The sequence below is a fragment of the Xenophilus sp. Marseille-Q4582 genome, from assembly GCF_916700565.1.
Taxonomy (GTDB): domain Bacteria; phylum Pseudomonadota; class Gammaproteobacteria; order Burkholderiales; family Burkholderiaceae_C; genus Xenophilus.
This window is the reverse complement of sequence record NZ_CAKAKO010000008.1, coordinates 109,696-132,922: the sequence shown is the minus strand read 5'-3', so window position 1 is coordinate 132,922 and position 23,227 is coordinate 109,696. Positions and strand designations below refer to the sequence as shown.

22 protein-coding genes and 1 pseudogene are annotated in these 23,227 nt (G+C 62.7%); 19 read left to right on the top strand and 4 right to left on the bottom strand.

Going from position 1 to position 23,227, the window contains the following annotated elements:
• Nucleotides 1–242: 242 nt before the first annotated feature.
• The 9 genes and pseudogenes from istA (LG388_RS25930) (at nucleotide 243) to cobA (ending at nucleotide 9,641) form a co-directional block, all read left to right on the top strand.
• The gene (gene istA / locus LG388_RS25930) at nucleotides 243–1,769 is read left to right on the top strand and encodes an IS21 family transposase (RefSeq protein WP_225782461.1); all 1,527 of its coding nucleotides are present in this window, start codon (nucleotides 243–245) and stop codon (nucleotides 1,767–1,769) included.
• Nucleotides 1,762–2,577, top strand: coding sequence for an IS21-like element helper ATPase IstB (gene istB, locus LG388_RS25925; RefSeq protein WP_225782451.1), 816 nt, complete (start codon nucleotides 1,762–1,764; stop codon nucleotides 2,575–2,577). Before istA (LG388_RS25930) ends, istB (LG388_RS25925) begins: the two co-directional genes overlap by 8 nt.
• Nucleotides 2,578–2,680: 103 nt before the next feature.
• On the top strand, nucleotides 2,681–2,935 hold the full coding sequence (locus LG388_RS25920; protein WP_225785422.1) for a hypothetical protein: 255 nt from the start codon (nucleotides 2,681–2,683) through the stop codon (nucleotides 2,933–2,935).
• Nucleotides 2,936–2,994: 59 nt separating this feature from the next.
• Nucleotides 2,995–3,252 carry a hypothetical protein gene (locus tag LG388_RS25915; protein WP_225785421.1) on the top strand — a complete coding sequence of 86 codons (258 nt, stop codon included), beginning with the start codon at nucleotides 2,995–2,997 and terminating at the stop codon, nucleotides 3,250–3,252.
• Between the two features lie 109 nt (nucleotides 3,253–3,361).
• Nucleotides 3,362–4,507: pseudogene (locus tag LG388_RS25910) on the top strand ((2Fe-2S)-binding protein); the annotation flags it as partial.
• Nucleotides 4,504–4,902, top strand: a complete 399-nt coding sequence (gene nirD / locus LG388_RS25905; protein WP_225785420.1) for a nitrite reductase small subunit NirD — start codon at nucleotides 4,504–4,506, stop codon at nucleotides 4,900–4,902. The pseudogene LG388_RS25910 and the gene nirD, both read left to right, overlap by 4 nt.
• A gap of 45 nt (nucleotides 4,903–4,947) precedes the next feature.
• Nucleotides 4,948–7,833, top strand: coding sequence for a nitrate reductase (locus tag LG388_RS25900; RefSeq protein ID WP_225785419.1), 2,886 nt, complete (start codon nucleotides 4,948–4,950; stop codon nucleotides 7,831–7,833).
• Nucleotides 7,834–7,867: 34 nt separating this feature from the next.
• The gene (gene ybiB / locus LG388_RS25895; RefSeq protein WP_225785418.1) at nucleotides 7,868–8,806 is read left to right on the top strand and encodes a DNA-binding protein YbiB; all 939 of its coding nucleotides are present in this window, start codon (nucleotides 7,868–7,870) and stop codon (nucleotides 8,804–8,806) included.
• Between the two features lie 43 nt (nucleotides 8,807–8,849).
• Nucleotides 8,850–9,641: a uroporphyrinogen-III C-methyltransferase gene (gene cobA / locus LG388_RS25890; protein WP_225785417.1), complete on the top strand. Its 792-nt coding sequence runs from the start codon at nucleotides 8,850–8,852 to the stop codon at nucleotides 9,639–9,641.
• Between the two features lie 209 nt (nucleotides 9,642–9,850).
• Here the strand turns inward: cobA and istB (LG388_RS25885) are convergent, their stop codons facing one another.
• The 3 genes from istB (LG388_RS25885) to LG388_RS25875 form a co-directional block, all read right to left on the bottom strand.
• Complete coding sequence (istB, locus tag LG388_RS25885; protein WP_225782451.1) at nucleotides 9,851–10,666, bottom strand: IS21-like element helper ATPase IstB; 816 nt, start codon at nucleotides 10,664–10,666, stop codon at nucleotides 9,851–9,853.
• Entirely contained in the window at nucleotides 10,659–12,185 is a 1,527-nt protein-coding gene (istA, locus tag LG388_RS25880; protein ID WP_225782461.1) for an IS21 family transposase, read from the bottom strand. The genes istB (LG388_RS25885) and istA (LG388_RS25880) overlap by 8 nt, the downstream gene beginning before the upstream one ends.
• A gap of 224 nt (nucleotides 12,186–12,409) precedes the next feature.
• Nucleotides 12,410–13,330, bottom strand: coding sequence for a LysR family transcriptional regulator (locus tag LG388_RS25875; RefSeq protein ID WP_225782478.1), 921 nt, complete (start codon nucleotides 13,328–13,330; stop codon nucleotides 12,410–12,412).
• Nucleotides 13,331–13,438: 108 nt separating this feature from the next.
• Here LG388_RS25875 and LG388_RS25870 point away from each other — a divergent pair, with 108 nt between their 5' ends.
• From LG388_RS25870 to pcaF, 7 genes are all read left to right on the top strand, one after another.
• On the top strand, nucleotides 13,439–14,275 hold the full coding sequence (locus LG388_RS25870) for an intradiol ring-cleavage dioxygenase (protein WP_225782479.1): 837 nt from the start codon (nucleotides 13,439–13,441) through the stop codon (nucleotides 14,273–14,275).
• A gap of 4 nt (nucleotides 14,276–14,279) precedes the next feature.
• A complete protein-coding gene (locus tag LG388_RS25865) occupies nucleotides 14,280–14,579 on the top strand; it encodes a YciI family protein (RefSeq protein WP_225782480.1) in 300 nt (99 codons plus the stop codon).
• Nucleotides 14,533–14,922, top strand: a complete 390-nt coding sequence (locus tag LG388_RS25860) for a Dabb family protein (protein WP_225782481.1) — start codon at nucleotides 14,533–14,535, stop codon at nucleotides 14,920–14,922. The genes LG388_RS25865 and LG388_RS25860 overlap by 47 nt, the downstream gene beginning before the upstream one ends.
• A complete protein-coding gene (locus tag LG388_RS25855; protein WP_225782482.1) occupies nucleotides 14,919–15,995 on the top strand; it encodes a maleylacetate reductase in 1,077 nt (358 codons plus the stop codon). Before LG388_RS25860 ends, LG388_RS25855 begins: the two co-directional genes overlap by 4 nt.
• A gap of 99 nt (nucleotides 15,996–16,094) precedes the next feature.
• The gene (locus tag LG388_RS25850; RefSeq protein WP_225782483.1) at nucleotides 16,095–16,811 is read left to right on the top strand and encodes a 3-oxoacid CoA-transferase subunit A; all 717 of its coding nucleotides are present in this window, start codon (nucleotides 16,095–16,097) and stop codon (nucleotides 16,809–16,811) included.
• A 14-nt stretch (nucleotides 16,812–16,825) separates the two neighbouring features.
• A complete protein-coding gene (locus LG388_RS25845) occupies nucleotides 16,826–17,470 on the top strand; it encodes a 3-oxoacid CoA-transferase subunit B (protein ID WP_225782484.1) in 645 nt (214 codons plus the stop codon).
• A 21-nt stretch (nucleotides 17,471–17,491) separates the two neighbouring features.
• A complete protein-coding gene (pcaF, locus tag LG388_RS25840) occupies nucleotides 17,492–18,694 on the top strand; it encodes a 3-oxoadipyl-CoA thiolase (RefSeq protein WP_225782485.1) in 1,203 nt (400 codons plus the stop codon).
• Between the two features lie 204 nt (nucleotides 18,695–18,898).
• On the opposite strand, the gene LG388_RS25835 is transcribed toward pcaF, so the two are convergent.
• Nucleotides 18,899–19,987: an IS5-like element ISCte5 family transposase gene (locus LG388_RS25835; RefSeq protein ID WP_225781276.1), complete on the bottom strand. Its 1,089-nt coding sequence runs from the start codon at nucleotides 19,985–19,987 to the stop codon at nucleotides 18,899–18,901.
• A 98-nt stretch (nucleotides 19,988–20,085) separates the two neighbouring features.
• On the opposite strand from LG388_RS25835, the gene LG388_RS25830 reads away from it, so the two are divergent.
• The 3 genes from LG388_RS25830 (at nucleotide 20,086) to LG388_RS25820 (ending at nucleotide 23,029) form a co-directional block, all read left to right on the top strand.
• On the top strand, nucleotides 20,086–21,123 hold the full coding sequence (locus tag LG388_RS25830) for a TRAP transporter substrate-binding protein (RefSeq protein ID WP_225785416.1): 1,038 nt from the start codon (nucleotides 20,086–20,088) through the stop codon (nucleotides 21,121–21,123).
• A 135-nt stretch (nucleotides 21,124–21,258) separates the two neighbouring features.
• The gene (locus tag LG388_RS25825; RefSeq protein ID WP_225782487.1) at nucleotides 21,259–21,705 is read left to right on the top strand and encodes a TRAP transporter small permease; all 447 of its coding nucleotides are present in this window, start codon (nucleotides 21,259–21,261) and stop codon (nucleotides 21,703–21,705) included.
• A 1-nt stretch (nucleotide 21,706) separates the two neighbouring features.
• A complete protein-coding gene (locus LG388_RS25820; RefSeq protein ID WP_225785414.1) occupies nucleotides 21,707–23,029 on the top strand; it encodes a TRAP transporter large permease in 1,323 nt (440 codons plus the stop codon).
• Nucleotides 23,030–23,227 lie beyond the last annotated feature (198 nt).

Sequence of the window (23,227 nt, the reverse complement as noted above, 5' to 3'; positions counted from 1 at the left end):
AGTTGACCCACTTTCGTGGACGGGTATTGGTTTGATTCTCAAACCGTTTCGGGTGTTGTCTCGATATGCACGACGGCATCTTCGACAACATCAAACAGGGCTTCGTTGTTCCTTTCAAAGTTCAGGGTGTTGATTCATTTCCAAAGCTGGGCCATTTCGGGACGCATTCACGTTGAAATTTGAGCCACGTTGCCGCTCTATCCTGCTGAATTTTTCAGCACGGGGGAGCAGGAGTGATCAACGTGAGCACATTGAGCAAGTTACGCCGCCTCGTGCTGAGGCAGGACGTGTCGGTGCGCGAGGCCAGCCGGCGCCTGGGCATCTCGCGCAACACAGCCACCAAGTGGCTCAAAGACGGGCAGATGGCCGAACCCCGATACCCGCAGCGGGTGTCGGGCCCCAGCATCCTGGATCCGTACAAGGAGCAGTTGAGCCAATGGCTCAAGGCCGATAGCCATCGCAGCAAACGCGATCGACGCGGGATCAAGGCCATGTTTGAGGCGCTGCGCGCGCAGGGCTACAGCGGCAGCCGAGGGCCGGTCTACGCCTTTGCCCAGCGCTGGCAGCAAGAGCAAGGCAACGCTGCGCGTGGTGCGGGGTTCGTGCCGCTGAGCTTCGAGTTGGGCGAGGCGTTCCAGTTCGACTGGAGCTGCGAGTACCTGTTCATCGGCGGGCTGCGCCGCCGCCTGGAAGTGGCACACACCAAGCTGGCGGCCAGTCGCGCCTTCTGCCTGGTGGCGTACTACAGCCAAGCGCACGAGATGCTGTTCGATGCGCACGCACGGGCGTTCGCCCTCTTCGGTGGCGTGCCCCGGCGGGGCATCTACGACAACATGAAGACCGCTGTGGACAAGGTCGGCCATGGCAAACAGCGCAGCGTCAATGCACGCTTCGAGGCGATGACCGGGCACTACCTGTTCGAGCCGGAGTTCTGCAACCGGGCCGCCGGCTGGGAGAAGGGGGTCGTGGAGAAGAACGTTCAGGATCGGCGCAAGGACATCTGGCGTGAGGCCAGCGAGCGGCGCTGGGGGACGCTTGGTGAACTCAACGACTGGTTGCAGCAGGCCTGCGTGAAGGCCTGGGCTGAGATGAGTCACCCGGAATGGACTCAGCTCACGGTGGCCGATGTCTGGCAGGACGAACGTGCTCGTCTCATGCCCAACCCCCGTGCGTTTGATGGCTACGTGGAGCAGCCGGTACGGGTCTCTGCGACCGCACTGATCCACTTCCAGCGCAACCGCTACAGCGTGCCGTGTGAATGGATTCATGCGGTGGTCAGTCTGCGGGCCTACGCGGATGGCCTGCTGGTGGTCGGGCCCGATGGGCGACAGGTGCGCCTGGCGCGCAGCTTCGAACGTGATCAGACGCTCTACGACTGGATGCATTACATCGCGCTCATCGAGCGAAAGCCCGGCGCGCTGCGCAACGGCGCGCCCTTCAAGACCATGCCCGAGCCACTGCAGGAAATGCAGCGCCAGTTGCTGCGCCACAGCGGTGGCGACAGGGTGATGGCGCAGGTGCTCATGGGGGTGAGCCTGCATGGACTGGAGGCCGTGGTGGTGGCGGTAGAGCTGGCGCTGCAGTCCGGGCGGGTGAGTGCCGAGCACGTGCTCAACGTGCTCTCGCGTCTGAAGGAGCAGCGCGTGCCCGAGCCACCGGTGGCCACGATGCTCAAGCTCAACACGCCGCCACTGGCCAACCTGCAGCGCTACGACGCACTGCGCAACGTCCAGCCTCATGAGGCATCACCGGAGTCCGACCATGCATGACGTCATTGATGCCCTCAAAGCGCTGGGCCTGCACGGCATGGCCAGTGCCTGGCCGGAGGTACTGGGCACCGCCCGCATGAAGTCGCTGGATCATGAGGCCGTGCTGCACCAGCTCATCAAGGCCGAGACCGCTCAGCGTGAGGTGCGTTCCATGGCTTACCAGATGCGCGTGGCGCGCTTCCCTTCGCACCGTGACCTCGCCGGCTTTGACTTCGCCCACGCGCAGCTCGACGAAGCACTGGTGCGCCAGTTGCACACCCTTCGCTTCGTGGAGTCGGCGCACAACGTGGTGCTGGTTGGTGGCCCCGGCACGGGTAAAACCCACCTGGCCACGAGCCTGGGGATCGAGGCCATTCGCATGCATGGCAAGCGGGTGCGCTTCTTCTCAACGGTGGAGCTGGTCAACGCCCTGGAGCTGGAGAAGGCGCAGAACAAGGCCGGGCAAATGGCGCACCGCCTGATGTACGTCGATCTGGTGATCCTGGATGAACTGGGCTACCTGCCATTCACGCAGTCGGGCGGCGCGATGCTGTTCCACCTGCTCTCCAAACTCTATGAGCGAACGAGCGTGGTGATCACCACCAACCTCACCTTCTCGGAGTGGAGCAGCGTCTTTGGAGACGCCAAGATGACCACGGCCTTGCTTGACCGGCTCACGCACCATTGCCACATCGTCGAGACGGGCAACGAGAGCTGGCGATTCAAGCACTCCAGTGCCGCTGGCGCGGCTCCCCCAAAGCAACGCCCAAAGAGCCAGAAAGGAGATCGAAAAACAGCAGACCCGATAGACTTATCCACAACCGAATAGTCAAAGAATCCATCAACCCAGTGGCTCAATATTCAACGTGATCACTGGCTCAGTTGTGCTGATGAATCAACAGCAAGACGCCTGAATTCGTCTAGGACATGAAATGAACCTCACAGAAGCCATTGCAGCATTGCGAGCCAAGCAGGCACACCACACCACGCCCAGTGGCGTTCACATCGGCTTCATCATGCCCGATGCAACGGCCGTCTTCGGCAGTCTGGCGCTGTCGTCTGAGACGCTTGCCATGTTGATGGTGCAGGGTTTGGTTGAATCAGAGCCAGTGGTTCTGAATGGAGAGGTGCAAACCATCTATCGCGTGGCGGATGCCTTGCCGCCGAAGTCACGGTCTGTGCACTGAGTCAAAGACCTATAAACCAAGGGCCCCCTCATTGACAAGACTTGAAGTTTGAACCACTCATGAAGTTCGCAAAACTTATCGATTCAGCTGGGGGTCAGATCCGTGAGCCTGCAGCGGTTGCCGGCTCGGTGACCTTTGACGCGCGCAGCGGCGAGGCGCACGCATGGGCAGAGGACGGAAGCACGCTTCTCGCGCACATGGTGAAGGCGCGTGTGGTTTGGATTGGGGCAGCGGGAGCCAGGATCGAGGGCATGGAGCCCTTTGATGGCCCCCGGGGGACGCACTATCGGGCCATGGAGTGGCAACAGATTTATTGAGGTTCTCGTCTCAGCAAGTTTTGGATGGATTCAATGATGGATGAAAATTGGTCGGACGCAATGGGCGACTCAAAGCTTATCGGCTTGAAAACATCGCGGGGCCTACTAGGGCCTGTTCACACTCGACGAGGTACGCAAGCACACCAAGGCCAGCGCTTCCTGCGGCTCGTGCACCGGCCTGGTCGAGCAGATCCTGATGTTCACCGCCGGTGGCGACTACAGCTCCACGCCCAAGAAGAAGGCCATGTGCGGCTGCACCGACCACAGCCACGAGGAAGTGCGCGAGGCCATCCGCACGCGGCTGCCCGACGGCTCCAAGCTGCTGACCACCGGTGCGGTGTTCCAGCACCTGGGTTGGAAGACACCCAACGGCTGCGCCTCGTGCCGTCCCGCCGTCAACTACTACCTCATCAGTACCTGGCCCAAAGAGGCCAAGGACGATCCGCAAAGCCGCTTCATCAACGAACGCAGCCACGCCAACATCCAGAAGGACGGCACCTACAGCGTGATCCCGCGCATGTGGGGTGGCGAAACCACGGCCAGCGAGCTGCGGCGCATTGCCGACGTGGTGGACAAGTACCAGATTCCCACCGTCAAGGTGACCGGCGGCCAGCGCATCGACCTGCTGGGTGTGAAGAAGGAAGACCTGGTGTCTGTTTGGAAAGACCTGGACATGCCCAGCGGCCACGCTTACGCCAAGGCCCTGCGCACCGTGAAGACCTGCGTGGGCAGCGAATGGTGCCGCATGGGCACGCAGGACTCCACCCAGATGGGCAAGGACCTGGAACGCGCCATGTGGCGCATGTACACCCCGCACAAGGTGAAGTTCGCCGTCAGTGGCTGCCCGCGCAACTGCGCCGAGGCGGGCATCAAGGACGTGGGCATCATCGGCGTGGACAGCGGGTGGGAGATGTACATCGCGGGCAACGGCGGCATCAAGACCGAGGTGGCGCACTTCTTCACCAAGCTCAAAACCGCCGAAGAGGTGCTGGAGTACACCGGCGCCTTCATGCAGCTTTACCGCCTGGAAGGTTGGTACCTGGAACGCACTGTGCACTACGTCAACCGCGTGGGCCTGGACTACGTGAAGAAGAAGATCCTGGACGACCACGAAGGCCGCAAGGCCCTGTGGGCACAGTTGCAAGCCGCCCTGGAAGGCGAACCCGACCCCTGGTTCGAATTCGCCAAAGCCGAAGTGGACGTGCGCCAGTTCGAACCCGTCAAGACCGTTGTTTCGGAAGGAGCCGTGGCATGAGCGCCCCCCAACCCGAATGGACCCTGATCTGCCGCGTGGAAGACATCCCCGTGCTGGGCTCGCGCCGCGTGGCCCGTGCCCAAGGGCTGGATGTCGCCATCTTCCGCAACACCGAGGACGAGGTGTTCGCCCTGCTCGACCGCTGCCCCCACAAAGGCGGGCCGCTGAGCCAGGGCATCGTCTTCGGGCGCAGCGTGGCCTGCCCACTGCACAACTGGACCATCGGCCTGTGCGACGGGCAGGCCGCAGCACCGGACGAAGGTTGCACGCCCCGCTTCAACGTCAAGGTGGAAGCAGGCGAGGTGTGGCTGGACGCCCGTGAACTCGCCGCCCAGGCCACCGACCTGGCCCGCCCCATCGCTGGCCCGGCGCGGCGCTGTGCCCAAACGGCCTGAACGCCCTGCCAGACAGTACATCGCCCCCGCAGAGGAGACATCCACGTGAGTGCCGAACCGATCGCCCTGGCCAAGGAGACCCGCTCCACCTGCCCCTACTGTGGTGTGGGCTGCGGCGTGATCATCGAGTCCGTGGGCGAGCGCGTCACCCACGTACGGGGCGACCCGCAGCACCCGGCCAACTTCGGGCGGCTGTGCACCAAGGGCTCCACTCTGCACCTCACGGCAGACCCTGCCATTGCACGCCAGGTGCGGCTGACCCAGCCCATGCTGCGCGCCCAGCGTGGCGCCACTACCCAACCCCTGGGCTGGAACGCAGCCCTCGACCTGGCTGCTGACCGGCTGGCAGCCATCGTGCGCCAGCACGGCCCCGACGCGCTGGGCTTCTACATCAGCGGCCAGCTGCTCACCGAGGACTACTACGTCTTCAACAAGCTCGCCAAGGGCTTGCTGGGCACCAACAACATCGACACCAACTCGCGCCTGTGCATGAGCAGCGCCGTGGCGGGCTACAAACTCACCCTGGGTGCCGACGCCCCACCCGCCTGCTACGACGACGTCAACCACGCCGACTGCCTCTTCATCGTCGGCAGCAACGCCGCCTGGGCCCACCCGGTACTGTTCCGCCGCATCGAAGACGCCAAGGCACAGCGCCCAGGCATGAAAGTCATCGTGGCCGACCCACGCCGCACCGACACCGCCAGCCTGGCCGACCTCTACCTGCCGCTGCAGCCGGGCACCGATGTCATGCTCTTCCACGGGCTGCTGCACATCATGCTGGCCGAAGGGTGGATCGACACCGGCTACGTCGACCGCCACACCAGTGGCTTCCCGGCCCTGCGCGAGCTGGTCCAAGGCTACACACCCGACGCCGTGGCCCAGATCTGCGGCGTCCCCGTGGCAGACCTGTTCACCGCCGCCCGCTGGTTCGCGGGTGTGCCAGACGATGCCAGCCAGGTATCTGCCAGCACGCGCCTTCGCACGCTGAGCCTCTATTGCCAAGGCCTCAACCAATCCACCAGCGGCACCGCCAAGAACGCCAGCCTCATCAACCTGCACCTGGCCTGCGGGCAGATTGGCCTGCCCGGCGCGGGGCCGTTCTCCCTCACCGGCCAGCCCAATGCCATGGGCGGGCGCGAGGTGGGTGGCCTGGCCAACCTGCTGTCGGCCCACCGCGACTTGGCCAACCCGGCACATCGCGCCGAAGTGGCCGCCCTGTGGGGCGTGCCGGACGTGCCCGCCACCCCCGGCAAAACCGCAGTGGACATGTTCCAGGCCGCTGCCGATGGCGAAATCAAAGCCCTGTGGATTGCCTGCACCAACCCCGCCCAGTCGCTGCCCGACCAGGCCACCGTGCGCCGCGCGCTGGAACGTGCCGAATTCGTGGTGGTGCAGGAAGCCTACGCCAGCGCCGCCACCTGCGACTGGGCCGACCTGCTGCTGCCCGCCACCACCTGGGGCGAAAAAGAAGGCACCGTCACCAACAGCGAGCGGCGCATCACCCGCGTGCGCACCGCCGTGCCGTCGCCAGCCACATCTGCAGACGGCCCGCGCCACGACTGGCAGATCGCCGTGGATCTGGCACGCAGGCTGGAGGAGCGCCTGCCCCGGCGTACCACCAGCACGCTCTTCCCCTACGAAACCCCAGAGCAGATCTGGAACGAACACCGCGAAAGCACACGCGGCCGAGACCTGGACATCACCGGCCTGAGCTACGCCCAACTGGACTCAGCACCGCAACAATGGCCCCAACCAGAAGGCCAGACCAGCGGCGCCGAGCGCCTGTACGCCAACGGTGTGTTCCCCACCGCAGACGGCCGCGCCCGCTTCACCGCCCTGCCCTACGAACCGGTGGCCGAGGAACGCGAGTCGCGCTACCCCTACGCCTTGACCACCGGGCGCCTGCGCGACCAATGGCACGGCATGACCCGCACCGGCACCCTGGGCAAGCTGTTCGGCCACGTGGCCGAGCCCGAAGTCCAGATGCACCCCCAGGACATGGCTGACGCAGGCATCGAGGTCGGCGATCTGGTGCGCGTCACCAGCAAGCGCGGCCAACTTGTGCTGCCCGCCAACGCATCGCACGAACTGGCGCGCCGTCAGTGTTTCATCGGCATGCACTGGGGCAGCGAATACCTGGGTGGCCGCAGCCCAGACGGCCAACCGATGGCCGGGGTCAACGGCCTCACCACATCGGCCTATTGCCCCACGTCCAAGCAGCCGGAACTCAAGCACGCGGCGGTACGCATTGAAAAAACCGCCCTGCCCTGGACGCTGCAGGCCATGGCCTGGCTGCCTGCAGAAAAAGCGTTGGAAGTGCAACAGGCGCTGCGCCCGCTCTTGAATTCCTTCGACTACGCTGCCTGCGTGCCTTTTGCGGCGGCAGGCGGGTCCGCGACCGCTGGCCTGCCTGCCCTGTGCGGCATCTGGTTCCAGGCCGCCTGTGCACAAGCCCCTGACGACCAGGGCGACTGGCTCCACACCCTGGTGCGGGCATTGGAACTGGACACCGTGGACACGCTGCGCTACGCAGACCCGCTGCGCCACCAACACCGCCGCGTGCGTGTGGGCGGCACCGAAACTTCCCGGGTACAGGCCTTCCTGCTGGCGGGCGACAGCCGCAGCAGCACCTGGTTGTCAACCCTGCTGCGCGACACCCTGCCCACACCAGTCACCGGGCTCGCCCTGCTGCAGGCTCGCGACACAGCGCCTGGCGGGGCCCCCGCAGAACGCAGCCAACCAGTGTGCAACTGCCTGGGTGTCACCGCGCAGGCCATCCGCCAAGCCTTGCCAGAGATCGACGGAGAACCTGCCACACGCCTGGCCACCTTGCAGTCCCGCCTGGGTTGCGGCACACAATGCGGCTCGTGCGTCCCCGAACTCAAGCGCCTCGTTCAGCAAAATCCTGTCGCTGTTCGTATCAGCACATAACCCGTTTTCATATAAGAACGCCGAAAATCCCGCCATGGGCATTTCTCACTACCTCAAGGAAATCGGTCGCGGCAAAGACGGCGCCCGCGCACTGTCGCGCGAGGCGGCGAACGACCTCCTTGGCCAAGTGCTCGACGGCCAGGTAAGCGACCTGGAATTGGGAGCCTTCTGCATCGCCATGCGCGTGAAGGGCGAAACCCCTGAGGAAATGGCGGGCTTCCTGGACGCCGTACACGCGCGGCTACCAGCCCACGCCACGGGTTCCACTCCCACTGTTATCTTGCCTTGCTACAACGGCGCACGAAAGCTACCTGCGCTCGCCACCCTGCTGGCCCTGTTGCTGGCCCGCCGGGGGCTGCGCGTGCTGATCCACGGCCAGCAGGTTGACCCTGGGCGCGTCACAACGAGCGAGGTGCTCAGCACACTGGCGCAGCAAGGCGCCCTCCCAAACCCGTTTCTTTCGTCCCTCGTAGACCTGCCAGACCAGGCTGGCGTCTGGTTCCTGCCAACGGCAGGTCTGCTTCCAGCATTGCAAAAGCTGCTCGATGTCCGCCGTGTAGTCGGTTTGCGCAACAGCGCGCACAGCCTCGTCAAGCTGCTCAACCCTTGCACCGGCCCCAGCCTGCTGGTCAGCAGCTACACCCACCCCGAATACCTGCACAGCATGAGCGCCGTGTTGCGCCTGACCGGCACTCATGCGCTGCTGCTGCGCGGTACGGAGGGTGAGCCCGTGGCCGACCCACGCCGCACGCCGCAGCTGGACCTGTTCAGCGAGGGCGAATGCCGCACCGTGGAACCCCAACAAGCGGGCTCTCTCGCCTCTTTGCCGGACCTGCCCCCGGGGCAAGACCGCGAAGCCACCGCCCAATACATCACACAGGTTCTACGCGGCGAACGGGCTTTGCCCGACCCCATAGCCGCACAAGTCCGCCATATCGAAGCGGCCCTTGCCTCTCTGGCTCAGCCCGCCTGAAGCCCCTATTGCAGCCCACCATTGCCGCCCCCTGGAGCCGACCATGCCCACACCCTCCCAACCGCAACGCCCCACCGTCACACTGGTGGGTGCAGGCCCTGGCGCCCCAGACTTGCTCACGCTCAAAGCGGTCAAGGCTATCGCCTCGGCCACCGTGCTGCTGGTGGACGATCTGGTCAACGACGAAGTGCTGGCCCACGCCCGGCCCGACGCCCGCATCGTGCACGTCGGCAAACGCGGCGGCTGCAAATCTACCCCCCAGGCGTTCATCGAAAAGCTGATGATCCAGTCGGCGCTGGCTGGCGAGACCGTCGTGCGCCTTAAGGGGGGTGACCCCTTCATTTTTGGGCGGGGCGGCGAGGAAGTGGAACATCTGGAAGCCGAAGGCGTACAGGTCCGCGTGGTCAACGGCATCACCTCTGGTCTGGCCGCAGTGACTTCCCTGAACGTGCCACTCACCCACCGTGAGCACGCGCACGGCGTGGTCTTCGTCACGGGGCACGCGAAGCCCGGCGACAGCGGCACCGACTGGGCCGTACTGGCGCGCTGCGCGCATCAGGCCCGGCTGACGCTCGTCATCTACATGGGTGTGTCCAGCGCCGAACAGATCGAATCGGGCCTGTTGGAAGGGTTGCCTGCCCACACGCCGCTGGCCATCGTGCAGCGTGCCACCTTGCCGCAACAGCGCCATGCCGTCACCACCCTGGGGCAATTGCAGCAAACCCTGCACGAGCAACAGCTTGGAAGCCCTTCAGTGATCATCGTGGGTGACGTACTGCGCGGACTGGCCCAGATGCAAGCCACATCCGAAACGACCAACCTTCAAGCCGCCTGAAGGCAACCAACCCTTCGAGAGGATTTGGTGGGGCCCTCCTGGGAGAGCCAATAAGACGCAGAAAGCAAAAAAGGAAGCCGAGGCTTCCTTTTTTGACGGTGTTGGAGCGGGATAAGAGGCTCGAACTCTCGACCTATTGTTGATTCATCAGCACAACTGAGCCAGTGATCACGTTGAATATTGAGCCACTGGGTTGATGGATTCTTTGACTATTCGGTTGTGGATAAGTCTATCGGGTCTGCTGTTTTTCGATCTCCTTTCTGGCTCTTTGGGCGTTGCTTTGGGGGAGCCGCGCCAGCGGCACTGGAGTGCTTGAATCGCCAGCTCTCGTTGCCCGTCTCGACGATGTGGCAATGGTGCGTGAGCCGGTCAAGCAAGGCCGTGGTCATCTTGGCGTCTCCAAAGACGCTGCTCCACTCCGAGAAGGTGAGGTTGGTGGTGATCACCACGCTCGTTCGCTCATAGAGTTTGGAGAGCAGGTGGAACAGCATCGCGCCGCCCGACTGCGTGAATGGCAGGTAGCCCAGTTCATCCAGGATCACCAGATCGACGTACATCAGGCGGTGCGCCATTTGCCCGGCCTTGTTCTGCGCCTTCTCCAGCTCCAGGGCGTTGACCAGCTCCACCGTTGAGAAGAAGCGCACCCGCTTGCCATGCATGCGAATGGCCTCGATCCCCAGGCTCGTGGCCAGGTGGGTTTTACCCGTGCCGGGGCCACCAACCAGCACCACGTTGTGCGCCGACTCCACGAAGCGAAGGGTGTGCAACTGGCGCACCAGTGCTTCGTCGAGCTGCGCGTGGGCGAAGTCAAAGCCGGCGAGGTCACGGTGCGAAGGGAAGCGCGCCACGCGCATCTGGTAAGCCATGGAACGCACCTCACGCTGAGCGGTCTCGGCCTTGATGAGCTGGTGCAGCACGGCCTCATGATCCAGCGACTTCATGCGGGCGGTGCCCAGTACCTCCGGCCAGGCACTGGCCATGCCGTGCAGGCCCAGCGCTTTGAGGGCATCAATGACGTCATGCATGGTCGGACTCCGGTGATGCCTCATGAGGCTGGACGTTGCGCAGTGCGTCGTAGCGCTGCAGGTTGGCCAGTGGCGGCGTGTTGAGCTTGAGCATCGTGGCCACCGGTGGCTCGGGCACGCGCTGCTCCTTCAGACGCGAGAGCACGTTGAGCACGTGCTCGGCACTCACCCGCCCGGACTGCAGCGCCAGCTCTACCGCCACCACCACGGCCTCCAGTCCATGCAGGCTCACCCCCATGAGCACCTGCGCCATCACCCTGTCGCCACCGCTGTGGCGCAGCAACTGGCGCTGCATTTCCTGCAGTGGCTCGGGCATGGTCTTGAAGGGCGCGCCGTTGCGCAGCGCGCCGGGCTTTCGCTCGATGAGCGCGATGTAATGCATCCAGTCGTAGAGCGTCTGATCACGTTCGAAGCTGCGCGCCAGGCGCACCTGTCGCCCATCGGGCCCGACCACCAGCAGGCCATCCGCGTAGGCCCGCAGACTGACCACCGCATGAATCCATTCACACGGCACGCTGTAGCGGTTGCGCTGGAAGTGGATCAGTGCGGTCGCAGAGACCCGTACCGGCTGCTCCACGTAGCCATCAAACGCACGGGGGTTGGGCATGAGACGAGCACGTTCGTCCTGCCAGACATCGGCCACCGTGAGCTGAGTCCATTCCGGGTGACTCATCTCAGCCCAGGCCTTCACGCAGGCCTGCTGCAACCAGTCGTTGAGTTCACCAAGCGTCCCCCAGCGCCGCTCGCTGGCCTCACGCCAGATGTCCTTGCGCCGATCCTGAACGTTCTTCTCCACGACCCCCTTCTCCCAGCCGGCGGCCCGGTTGCAGAACTCCGGCTCGAACAGGTAGTGCCCGGTCATCGCCTCGAAGCGTGCATTGACGCTGCGCTGTTTGCCATGGCCGACCTTGTCCACAGCGGTCTTCATGTTGTCGTAGATGCCCCGCCGGGGCACGCCACCGAAGAGGGCGAACGCCCGTGCGTGCGCATCGAACAGCATCTCGTGCGCTTGGCTGTAGTACGCCACCAGGCAGAAGGCGCGACTGGCCGCCAGCTTGGTGTGTGCCACTTCCAGGCGGCGGCGCAGCCCGCCGATGAACAGGTACTCGCAGCTCCAGTCGAACTGGAACGCCTCGCCCAACTCGAAGCTCAGCGGCACGAACCCCGCACCACGCGCAGCGTTGCCTTGCTCTTGCTGCCAGCGCTGGGCAAAGGCGTAGACCGGCCCTCGGCTGCCGCTGTAGCCCTGCGCGCGCAGCGCCTCAAACATGGCCTTGATCCCGCGTCGATCGCGTTTGCTGCGATGGCTATCGGCCTTGAGCCATTGGCTCAACTGCTCCTTGTACGGATCCAGGATGCTGGGGCCCGACACCCGCTGCGGGTATCGGGGTTCGGCCATCTGCCCGTCTTTGAGCCACTTGGTGGCTGTGTTGCGCGAGATGCCCAGGCGCCGGCTGGCCTCGCGCACCGACACGTCCTGCCTCAGCACGAGGCGGCGTAACTTGCTCAATGTGCTCACGTTGATCACTCCTGCTCCCCCGTGCTGAAAAATTCAGCAGGATAGAGCGGCAACGTGGCTCAAATTTCAACGTGAATGCGTCCCGAAATGGCCCAGCTTTGGAAATGAATCAACATACGAATCACCACTGGTATTGATACGCCCTGATCAGATCGTCGCCTGGCGAGGGGCCTCCGATGAAGATGGCCAGCAGGTTCTGTCCCTTGCCCTGGGAATACATCGAATCACATAAGACCAGTCCACTTTCTTTCGTACTCGTGGGTCGCGAACTCATCCACCATGAAGTCAATGAAGGATCGGACTTTCGCTGACAGGTGCTTTCGGCTGGGATATGCGATGTTGATTTGCAAACGTGGCAGATCCCAGTCACCGAGTACGGGTACGAGGCGTCCGGCGACGATATCCTCATAGACGATATAACTAGGTTGCACGAGGATACCCAAGCCACTAAGTGCAGCAGCACGCAATACCTGCCCGTCGTTGGACTCCAACACCCCCTGGACATTCACCGTCTGACTTTCGCCTCCACGACTGAACTTCAGTTCGTTGGGGTGGTTGGCGTGCAAGTAGACAAGAACATTGTGGTCAGTCAGGTCTGATGGGAACTGTGGACGCCCCCTTTGGGCCAGATAAGCGGGAGACGCCGCCAATATGCGGCGCGTCGAAGCTAGACGCCTAATGGTTATGGTGCTGTCAGGCTCATACTCACGCGTCCGTATGGCTACGTCAATACCGTTGTCAATGATGTCCAAGTAGCGGTTCGCAGTTTCAACATGCACTCTTACTTGTGAATACCGCTGATGGTACTTCGGCAATCGCGGGGCGATGAGTTGCATGGCGAACGACAGCGAAGCACTCACACGTAACACCCCCGACGGGTTCAGCGTGGTTTGATGTATTGCCGCCTCTGCGTCGCGCAACTCAGTTAGGACGTGACGAGCCCGCTCCAAGAAATCCTGCCCCTCACTGGTCAGGTAGAGCCGACGCGTGTTGCGCTCGACTAGACGGACCTGCAGGCGCTCTTCCAGCGAAGCCAAGTAACGAGTGGCCGCTGGATTGGACAGTCCCAAGGCCTCTGCAGCCGCACCGAGACTGCCTCGATCGGCAACCTCCACAAAGAGCGCCATTTCTGTGAACCGATCCATTTTTCCATCTTTCGGAAAAGTAATTTCCCATTTTGATATTTGAGAAATCTTTTTGAAATTATAGAGTTCAGGTCATCGCAACTCAACACTGCCAACTGCAAACAAGCCATGCGCAACCTCAACCAAGACAACATCACACAGGCAGTCATTGCCAGCTTCGCCAAAACGCCTGACGCTCGGCTCAAAGAAATCATGACGAGCCTGGTCCAGCACCTGCACGCCTTTGCCCGGGACGTGAAGCTGACCGAGGAAGAATGGTTCCAGGGCATTGACTTCCTGACAAGGTGTGGCCATATCACAGACGACAAACGCCAGGAGTTCATACTGCTGTCAGACGTTCTCGGCTTGTCAATGCTGACCGTCGCGATGAACAACGACAAGCCTGCGGGTTGTACCGAAGCCACTGTGTTTGGCCCCTTCCATGTGGAGGGCGCCCCCCACTACGAGCTGGGGGACGACATTGCCAACGGCGCCAAAGGTACGCCCTGCACGGTGCGTGGCACGGTGAAAGGGATCGACGGCCAGCCCATCCCCGGCGCCGTCATGGACGTCTGGCAGTCGGATGATGACGGACTGTATGACGTACAGCACGCGGATCTTGGTCATGCACAGGCGCGCGGCATCGTGACAGCGGATGCAGAGGGCAAATACCACTTCCGTTCCATCGTGGCGGTCCCGTACGCAATTCCCCACGACGGACCTGTGGGTCAGATGTTGGAAGCTACGGGACGCCACCCCTGGCGCCCTGCGCATCTGCACTTCATGGTGAAAGCACCCGGCTACGAAACGCTGATCACTCATGTCTTTCGCGACCACAGCGACTACCTCGACTCCGATGCGGTGTTTGGCGTTCGCCAGTCGCTGGTGTGCGACTGGGTACAGCAGACGGATGGAAGCTACCTAATGGAGTACGACTTCGTGTTGAACCCGACGAGAACCCGGTGACACCATGTTGTATGCCTTCACACTGATGGACAAGCCTGGGACCGCCGAGTTGCGTCAGCAAATTCGCCCGGTCCACAAAACCTACTTGGCTAAAGTGCAAGAACACATTGCCTTTGCAGGGCCGCTGGTAACAGATGACGGCAGCACCATGCTGGGCAGTTTGCTGGTGATTGACTTCCCCGATCGACAGACAGCTCAAGACTGGTTGGCACAAGAGCCTTTTCTGAAAGCGGGCATCTTTGCAAGCACATCGGTACATGCCTTTGTCAACCTGTGGCCCCAAAAGGCGGGATTTCCCACATGAAGGAAGAAATGTGATCAGGCACATCGTCATGTGGAAGCTGGCAGGCGACACGCCCCTATCCAAACAACGCAACGTCGAACGACTGACGCAGAGCTTCCTCAGCCTGCGGGGCCGCATCCCAGGACTGCTGCACTTGGAGATTGGCGTGGACAGCAGCGGCGTGGACTACGCCTGCGATGTAGTTCTCTACAGCGAGTTCGAGTCGCAATCCGCTCTCGACGACTACGCCATCCATCCAGAACATCTCAGGGTAAAAGCAGAAATTGGCGACATGCGCATCGCCCGCCACCAAGTGGACTACGCCGTGGTCCCATCCGATGTGCGCGCAAAGGAATTGACATGAAAGATTTTGTTTACAACGGCCAACCCTCGCGTGTGGTGTTCGGCCCAGGTTCGCTGGCTCACCTGGAGCGAGAGATCGAGCTGTTGGGTGCCAAGCGGGCCTTGGTGCTGTCCACCCCGGAACAGGCGGCGCAGGCTCAGATGGTGGCCGATCGCCTGGGCAACCGGGCTACAGGAATCTTCCCGCGAGCGGTGATGCATGTCCCCATCGAAACCGCCCGGGAAGCGCGGGACGAGGCACGCCGACTTGGTGCCGACTGTGCCATCGCAATTGGTGGCGGTTCCACCACTGGGCTTGGCAAGGCGATTGCCCTGGATTCAGGATTGCCCATTCTGGCCATTCCCACTACTTACGCAGGCAGCGAAATGACGCCGATCTACGGCATCACTGAGGCGGGTCTCAAGAAGACCGGTAAAGACCCACGCGTGCTGCCGCGCACCGTCATCTACGACCCTGAACTGACCCTGACCCTACCGGTGGCCATGAGCGTGACCAGCGGCATGAACGCTATTGCACATGCAGCCGAAGGCCTGTATGCCCAGGACAGCAATCCGGTGATGGATCTGATGGCCGAAGAAGGTATCCGCGCCATTGCGCAGGCGCTCCCAGTGATTCACCAGCGCGCTGATGACGTGGCTGCACGCGGCGATGCACTTTACGGCGCCTGGCTCTGCGGCTCGGTGCTGGGTAACGTGGGCATGGCGCTGCACCACAAGCTGTGTCACACCCTTGGAGGCAGCTTCAACCTTCCGCACGCGGAGGTTCACACCGTCGTGCTGCCACAGGCGATGGCATTCAACGCAGCGGCCGCACCCGAGGCAATGCGGCGCATCGAACGCGCCTTGGGCGCAACTGGCCGAGCCAGTGCCGCAGCGGGCCTTTTTGACCTGGCCCACACCAACGGGGCTCCCGTAGCACTCAAGGACATCGGCATGAACGAGGCTGACCTGGACCGGGCAGCCGAGATTGCTGTGAGCAACCCGTACTGGAACCCTCGCCCGTTCGGAGCAGCACAGCGTGGCGAGATACGCGACCTGCTCCAACGCGCTTACGAAGGCATCCGGCCGGACTGACGGCCTTCGGCCCACGAGGGCCTAGGCACGCCCCCTTACAGGGTGTTCGTTCGCGAACGCCAAGGGGAAGTGCACCTGTTTTTCTAGAGATGGACTCCCATGATCAACAAAATCTCACCTTCCATTGCCGAGGCGCTCACTGGGGTTGCCGATGGCTCAACCGTATTGATCGGCGGCTTTGGCACGGCGGGCATCCCCAACGAACTCATCGAAGGCCTGATTGAGCAAGGCGCGCGCGAGCTCACGGTGGTCAACAACAACGCGGGCAATGGCGACAGCGGGCTGGCGGCGCTGCTCAAGGCAGGGCGCGTGCGCAAGATCATCTGCTCGTTCCCACGCCAGACCGACTCCTGGGTGTTTGACGAGCTGTACCGCAGCGGAAAGATTGAACTAGAGCTTGTACCCCAGGGCAACCTGGCCGAACGTCTTCGCGCCGCAGGCGCAGGTGTGGGTGCATTCTTCACACCAACCGGCTTTGGCACCGAACTCGCGCTCAACGCGGACGGCACGCCAAAGGAAACCCGGCGCATCAACGGCCGCGACTACGTGCTGGAGTACCCTATTCACGGAGACTTGGCGCTCATCAAGGCCGAGACGGGTGACCGCTGGGGCAACCTGACCTACCGCAAGGCCGCGCGCAACTTTGGCCCCGTCATGGCCACCGCCGCCAAGCGAACCGTTGCCACCGTGCACGAGGTCCTGGAGCTTGGCCAGCTCGACCCCGAAGCCATCGTCACCCCGGGCATCTTCGTGTCCAGGATCGTCAAGATCGAGCGTGTCGCCACACAGGCCGGTGGCTTCAAGCGAGCAGCCTGAGAGGAGTCTTTTCCATGAGCAACTACACCAAACGCAGCAAACAGGAACTGGCCCAGCGCGTGGCGCAGGACATATTCGACGGTGCCTATGTGAACCTCGGCATCGGCCAGCCCACGTTGGTGGCCAACTACCTGCCCGAAGGCATGGAGGTCGTGCTGCACAGCGAGAACGGCATCCTGGGCATGGGCCCGGCGCCTGCCGCAGGCGATGAAGACTACGACCTGATCAACGCAGGCAAACAGCCCGTGACCCTGCTGCCCGGTGGCGCGTACTTTCACCACGCCGACAGCTTTGCCATGATGCGCGGCGGCCACCTGGACATCAGCGTGCTCGGTGCTTTCCAGGTGTCGGCCACCGGTGACCTGGCCAACTGGAGCACGGGCGAAGCCGGTGCCATCCCCGCCGTGGGTGGCGCCATGGACCTGGCCGTGGGGGCCAAGGAGACGTGGGTCATGATGGACCTGCTGACCAAACAGGGGCAGAGCAAGGTGGTTCAGTCCTGTACTTATCCGCTGACCGGTATCGGCTGTGTCAAGCGCATCTATGCCGATCTGGCGACGCTGGAGTGCACACCGTCTGGCCTCAGGCTCATTGACAAGGTCGAAGGGCTTGAACACACCGAGCTGGAACACCTCATTGGCCTGCCGGTACAGGCCTGACAGACACACGACATGACTGCCATGAATCAAGCTTTTATCTGTGACGCCATCCGCACCCCCTTCGGCCGCTACGGTGGTGCCTTGTCTTCGGTACGGGCCGACGACCTTGGCGCCGTACCGCTGCGGGCACTGATGGCCCGCAACCCCAACGTCGATTGGGCTGCTGTGACCGATGTGATCTACGGCTGTGCCAACCAGGCGGGCGAAGACAACCGCAACGTTGCGCGCATGAGCAGCCTGCTCGCTGGCTTGCCGCTGGAGGTGCCAGGCGCTACCGTCAACCGCCTGTGCGGCTCGGGGCTGGACGCTATTGGCACTGCGGCGCGTGCCATCAAGGCCGGTGAGTCGGGCCTGATGATCGCAGGCGGTGTGGAGAGCATGAGCCGTGCGCCCTTCGTCATGCCCAAAGCCGAATCGGCCTTCAGCCGCGCGAACGCGGTCTATGACACCACCATCGGCTGGCGCTTCATCAACAAGCTGATGAAAGACAAGTACGGCGTGGACTCCATGCCCGAGACTGCCGAGAACGTGGCGGTGGACTTCAACATCGAGCGTGAAGCGCAGGACCTGATGGCGCTCAACAGCCAGTTGCGTGCGGTGGCTGCCATCGAGGCAGGCCACCTGGCGCGCGAGATCTGCGCCGTCACCATCCCGCAGAAGAAGGGCGACGCCATCGTGGTGGATACGGACGAGCACCCGCGCAAGACCAGCCTGGAAGCGCTGGCCAAGCTCAAGGGTGTGGTGCGCACTGACGGCACGGTGACCGCCGGTAACGCCTCGGGCGTGAACGATGGCGCCTGTGCACTGATCCTGGCCGACGAAGCCACTGCTGCCAGGAACGGCCTGACGCCGAAGGCCCGCGTTGTGGGTATGGCCACTGCAGGGGTGGCGCCACGCATCATGGGCATTGGCCCGGCCCCGGCCACGCAGAAGGTGCTGGCCCAGACCGGGTTGACGCTGGCCCAGATGGACGTGATCGAGCTCAACGAAGCTTTTGCTGCGCAGGGCCTGGCGGTGCTGCGCCTGCTGGGCTTGCAAGACGATGACCCGCGCGTCAATGCCTGGGGCGGCGCCATTGCGCTGGGCCATCCGCTGGGGGCCTCGGGCGCGCGGCTGGCCACCACTGCTATCAACCGGTTGCACACCACCGGTGGCCGCTACGCGCTGTGCACCATGTGCATTGGCGTGGGGCAGGGAATTGCAATCGTCATCGAGCGGGTATGAGGTTGAAATTTTGATCTGCTGAAAGCTTTCTGCGTTATTGACTTATATCTTTAACAGGCCGTTGAAAAAATGCTCATCGAACGCGCCAGGGTCGTGGATTTCGAAGAAACGGATCGCCCAAACTGGCCTGCGCAGCGATTGGAGCGGCCATTTCGGCCTGTTTGCAGGCCGTTTTGCCCGTTCCGGGCGCACGTATCCCATGGTTCACGCATGATGCGCGTCCCACCAGCCGCCCAGACTGCCCATGCGCACCAGGTTGTAGGTGGCAAAGCACAGCAGCGCCTGGCCCGCGAGCTTGGCCTGACCGATCAATTTGGTCTTGGCCAGACCACCCACTGTCTTGATCCAGCCAAAGGCCTCCTCGATGCGCTTGCGCACTTTGAGGCTGGTCTTGTAGCCCTCGTGGCGCCGGATGCGGCCATCGACCGCCGAGTGCTTGTCCTTGGCCGCCACGTGTGGCGTGACTTTGAGCTTTCGGCAGCCCTTGATGAAGGCCTGGCTGTCGTAACCTTTGTCGGCCCCGACCGTGGCCCGCTTGTTCTTGTTTCCCCGGCGTTTGAGCATCGCCAGCGCCGCCTCGCGCTCGGCGGTGCCACTGGCATGTGTGATCTCCACATCCACGATCAGCCCGTTGCGGTTCTCCATGAGGATGTGCCCCATGTGGCACAGGCGAGATTTGTCGCCCGCGCTCTTCTTGAACAGCCGGGCATCGGCATCGGTGGTGCTGGCGTGGGTGTCGTTGCAGCGCTCCTGCCCTTTGAAGTTCACCTCGGGGTTGCGTCCGGGTGGCGTGCCGCTGTCGTCGTCTTTGCGTTTGAAACTCTTGTGCGAGGCCCAGGCCTCAATCAGCGTGCCGTCCACGCTGAAGTGTTCGTCGCTGGCAAGCCGGCCCCACTGGGCGCTGAGCTTGACGCGCTCGAAGAAGGCGCGCGCCAGGTCTTCGTTGAAGAGGCGTTCGCGGTTGGCGCTGAAGGTGGAGTGGTCCCAGACCTTGTCTTCAATGTTCAGGCCCACGAACCAGCGGTACAGCAGGTTGTAGTTGACCGCCTCGACCAGCTGGCGTTCGCTGCGGATGGAGAACAGGATTTGCAGCAGCAAGGCCTTGAGCAGCATCTCCGGCGGCACCGAGGGGCGGCCACGGCGGGCGTACACCGCTTCGAACTCGCTGTTCATGCTCGACAGCAGCGCATCCACCACGGCGCGCAACTTGCGCAGCGGGTGTGCCGCTGGCACTCTTTCTTCAAGGCTGATGTAGCTAAACATCGCCCCCTGGAAGTCTTGGTTGCCTCTCATCTTTCTTGTCGCAGTTGTTCCGGGATGGCTTCAGATCGTAGCGGCCGACGCGGACGCTCGCAGGGGATTTTTCAACGGCCTGTTAAGGAGACTTCCCCATGAAAAAGCTCAAGTTCCGCGCCATCGGTCTGGTGTGCGCAACACTCTTTGCAGGCAGCGCGATGGCGCAGCAGGTCACCCTGCGTCTGCACCAGTTCCTCCCGCCGCAGGCCACCATTCCGGCCAAGGCCATCATTCCTTGGGCGCAGAAGGTCGAAAAAGAGTCTGGCGGCAAGATCAAGGTGCAGATGTTCCACGCCATGCAAATGGGCGGCTCGCCCGCGCAACTGTTCGACCAGGCCAAGGACGGCGTGGCCGACATCACCTGGACCGTGCTGGGCTACACCCCGGGCCGCTTCGTCAAGACGGAAGTGTTCGAGATTCCCTTCATTGCCCCTTCCGGCCCGAACGCTGGTGAGATCACCTCCAAGGCCGTCTGGGAATACGTCGACAAATATGCTGGCGACGAGTTCAAGGATGTGAAACTTATTGCTGTCCATGCTCACGGCCCAGGGGTATTCCATACCAAACAGGCTGTCACTGGTCTGGAAACGCTGCGCGGCATGAAGATCCGCGGTGGCACCCGCATCGTCAACAACATGCTGGTCAAGCTGGGCGCCACCCCCGTGGGTATGCCGGTTCCTGCAGTGACTGAGGCACTGTCCAAAGGCGTCATTGATGGGGCAACGACAACCTGGGAAGTTAGCCCGTCCCTGAAGGTGACCGAACTGGTCAAGAACCACACCAGCTTTGCCGGTGACAAGGGCCTGTACAACATGGCCTTCGCCTTCAGCATGAACAAGGCCACCTACGACAAGCTGCCGCCCGACCTGAAGAAGGTGATCGACAACAACTCCGGCCTGGAAGCCGCTGCCATGTTCGGCCGTGCCATGGACGAGGGCGACAAGGCTGGCCGTGACATCGCGGCCAAGGCTGGCAACAATCTGGTAACTCTGGACGCGGCCGAGACGCAGCGCTGGCTGCGCACCGCCAGCTCCGTGGAAAGCGACTGGGTGACGGAAGTGGCCAAGAAAGGCATTGATGGCAAAAAGCTGGCCAGCGAGGCTCGCGCGCTGATCGCCAAATACAACCGATAAGCGATTACCGAAATCGCGCATGGCCATGGTGGCCATGCGCGTTCTTTTAAGGACGACGACATGATGGCCTGGATATTCCGGAGCGCGAAGTGGTCTGCCATTGTGGGCGGGTTGGTGCTGTGTGCCATCACCCTCATGAGCGTGGCGAGCATCACCGGCCGTGCGCTCATTGGCGTGGGGCTGGGCCCTGTGCCGGGCGACTTTGAAATGGTCGAAGTGGGCACGGCCTTGGCGGTGTTCTTCTTTCTGCCTTGGTGCTACCTCAAAGGCGGGCATGCCACGGTGGACCTGTTCTACATGCACCTGCCCAAGTCGATGAAATGGCTGGTGGACACCTTCAGCGACGTGATCATGCTGGTGCTGTGGCTGGCACTGACATGGATGCTGTGGGAGGGCATGCTGGAAAAGCGTGAATACTTTGAAACCACCTTCATCCTGCAGATGCCGGTGTGGTGGGCGTATGCGCTGTGCATGGTGGGCGCCGTCATCGGTTGCCTGTCGTACATCGCCAAGACCCTGATCCAGTTTGGCCTGGCCAAGTACCCGCCAGGCTGGACGGTTGAATCCACCGGAGGACATTGACATGACTGGTATTGAACTCGCCTCCTGGTCCTTTCCGGTCCTGCTGGCTCTGATTTTCATTCGCGTGCCCATTGGCCTGGCCATGGCGGTCTGCGGCCTGGTGGGGGCGTACTTCATCTACGGCTCGCACGCACCCATCCTCAACCAGCTCAAGCAGGTCACCTACAGCACGTTCTCCAACTACAACCTGTCGGTGATCCCGCTGTTCTTGCTGATGGGGCAGTTTGCCGCGCTCGGCGGCTTGTCGCAGGCGCTGTTCAAGGCGGCTGAAGCCTGGGTGGGCCACCGCAAGGGCGGTGTGGCCATGGCAGCCATCGGCGCTTGCGCCGGTTTCGGTGCCATCTGCGGCTCGTCGCTGGCCACGGCTGCCACCATGGGCCAGGTGGCCCTGCCGGAGCTCAAGCGCGCGGGTTATTCCGGTGCGCTGTCCACGGCCACGCTGGCTGCTGGCGGTACGCTGGGCATCCTGATTCCGCCTTCCGTGGTTCTGGTCATCTACGCCATCCTGACCGAACAGAACATTGCCAAGCTTTTCCTGGCGGCGTTCATCCCGGGCATTCTAGCGGCGGTGGGCTACATCATCGTGATCTCGCTGTACGTTCGCCTCAAGCCCGGCAGCGCTGGCAGCATGCCCCCCATGCCCATGGCTGAACGCTGGAAGGCCACGTTCAAGGTGTGGCCGGTGCTGGTCATCTTCCTGGCGGTGGTCGGCGGCATCTACACCGGTATCTTCACCCCCACCGAAGGCGCGGCCGTCGGCGCGTTCGGCACTGGTGTGGCAGCCTGGGCAGCAGGCGGCATCAACGCCAAGACGCTGCGAAACTCCATCTACGGCACGGCCATTGCCACGGGCATGATCTTCATGATCGTGCTGGGCGCGGGCCTGTACAACACCTTCCTGGCGCTGTCGCAACTGCCGCAGGAACTGGCGCAGTGGGTCATTGGCCTGGGCATGAGCCCCTGGCTGGTGCTGACCACCGTGCTGGTGGTGTACCTGCTGCTGGGCTGCGTGATGGACTCGCTGTCCATGATCCTGCTGACCATCCCGATCTTCTTCCCGATGATCATGGGCCTGGACTTTGGCATGAACCCGGAAGAAACGGCCATCTGGTTCGGCATTCTGGTGTTGATCGTGGTGGAGGTGGGTCTGATCACACCGCCCGTGGGCATGAACCTGTTCGTCATCAACAGCATGGCCAAGGACACGCCCATCGTGCAGACCTACCGTGGCGTGACACCCTTCGTCATCAGCGACCTGGTGCGCACGGCCATCCTGGCGGCGTTCCCGGCCATCACGCTCATTGCGCTGCGCATGACGTCCTGAGTCTGAAGGTCAACCCGACAGATCAAATGACTCGGATATGTTCAGGTGTGTTTTAACTTGAAGGAAGCGGTTCACGGCGCCGCTTGCGACACCGAAATCCACGGTCCTGGGCGGCGGGAATAAGTCGCAGACCGTACTGTCGTGCGGGACAGGTGACTGACCGCACTCGCTGCAGACTTGCCGGTCAAGACACGGGTG

What these genes read in the sequence shown, in the direction of transcription:
- istB (WP_225782451.1), top strand. Translation starts at nt 1,762, where the DNA reads ATGCATGACGTCATTGATGCCCTCAAAGCGCTGGGCCTGCACGGCATG.
- LG388_RS25920 (WP_225785422.1), top strand. Translation starts at nt 2,681, where the DNA reads ATGAACCTCACAGAAGCCATTGCAGCATTGCGAGCCAAGCAGGCACAC.
- LG388_RS25915 (WP_225785421.1), top strand. Translation starts at nt 2,995, where the DNA reads ATGAAGTTCGCAAAACTTATCGATTCAGCTGGGGGTCAGATCCGTGAG.
- nirD (WP_225785420.1), top strand. Translation starts at nt 4,504, where the DNA reads ATGAGCGCCCCCCAACCCGAATGGACCCTGATCTGCCGCGTGGAAGAC.
- ybiB (WP_225785418.1), top strand. Translation starts at nt 7,868, where the DNA reads ATGGGCATTTCTCACTACCTCAAGGAAATCGGTCGCGGCAAAGACGGC.
- cobA (WP_225785417.1), top strand. Translation starts at nt 8,850, where the DNA reads ATGCCCACACCCTCCCAACCGCAACGCCCCACCGTCACACTGGTGGGT.
- istB (WP_225782451.1), bottom strand. Translation starts at nt 10,666, where the DNA reads ATGCATGACGTCATTGATGCCCTCAAAGCGCTGGGCCTGCACGGCATG.
- LG388_RS25875 (WP_225782478.1), bottom strand. Translation starts at nt 13,330, where the DNA reads ATGGATCGGTTCACAGAAATGGCGCTCTTTGTGGAGGTTGCCGATCGA.
- LG388_RS25870 (WP_225782479.1), top strand. Translation starts at nt 13,439, where the DNA reads ATGCGCAACCTCAACCAAGACAACATCACACAGGCAGTCATTGCCAGC.
- LG388_RS25865 (WP_225782480.1), top strand. Translation starts at nt 14,280, where the DNA reads ATGTTGTATGCCTTCACACTGATGGACAAGCCTGGGACCGCCGAGTTG.
- LG388_RS25860 (WP_225782481.1), top strand. Translation starts at nt 14,533, where the DNA reads ATGCCTTTGTCAACCTGTGGCCCCAAAAGGCGGGATTTCCCACATGAA.
- LG388_RS25855 (WP_225782482.1), top strand. Translation starts at nt 14,919, where the DNA reads ATGAAAGATTTTGTTTACAACGGCCAACCCTCGCGTGTGGTGTTCGGC.
- LG388_RS25850 (WP_225782483.1), top strand. Translation starts at nt 16,095, where the DNA reads ATGATCAACAAAATCTCACCTTCCATTGCCGAGGCGCTCACTGGGGTT.
- LG388_RS25845 (WP_225782484.1), top strand. Translation starts at nt 16,826, where the DNA reads ATGAGCAACTACACCAAACGCAGCAAACAGGAACTGGCCCAGCGCGTG.
- pcaF (WP_225782485.1), top strand. Translation starts at nt 17,492, where the DNA reads ATGAATCAAGCTTTTATCTGTGACGCCATCCGCACCCCCTTCGGCCGC.
- LG388_RS25835 (WP_225781276.1), bottom strand. Translation starts at nt 19,987, where the DNA reads ATGAGAGGCAACCAAGACTTCCAGGGGGCGATGTTTAGCTACATCAGC.
- LG388_RS25830 (WP_225785416.1), top strand. Translation starts at nt 20,086, where the DNA reads ATGAAAAAGCTCAAGTTCCGCGCCATCGGTCTGGTGTGCGCAACACTC.
- LG388_RS25825 (WP_225782487.1), top strand. Translation starts at nt 21,259, where the DNA reads ATGAGCGTGGCGAGCATCACCGGCCGTGCGCTCATTGGCGTGGGGCTG.
- LG388_RS25820 (WP_225785414.1), top strand. Translation starts at nt 21,707, where the DNA reads ATGACTGGTATTGAACTCGCCTCCTGGTCCTTTCCGGTCCTGCTGGCT.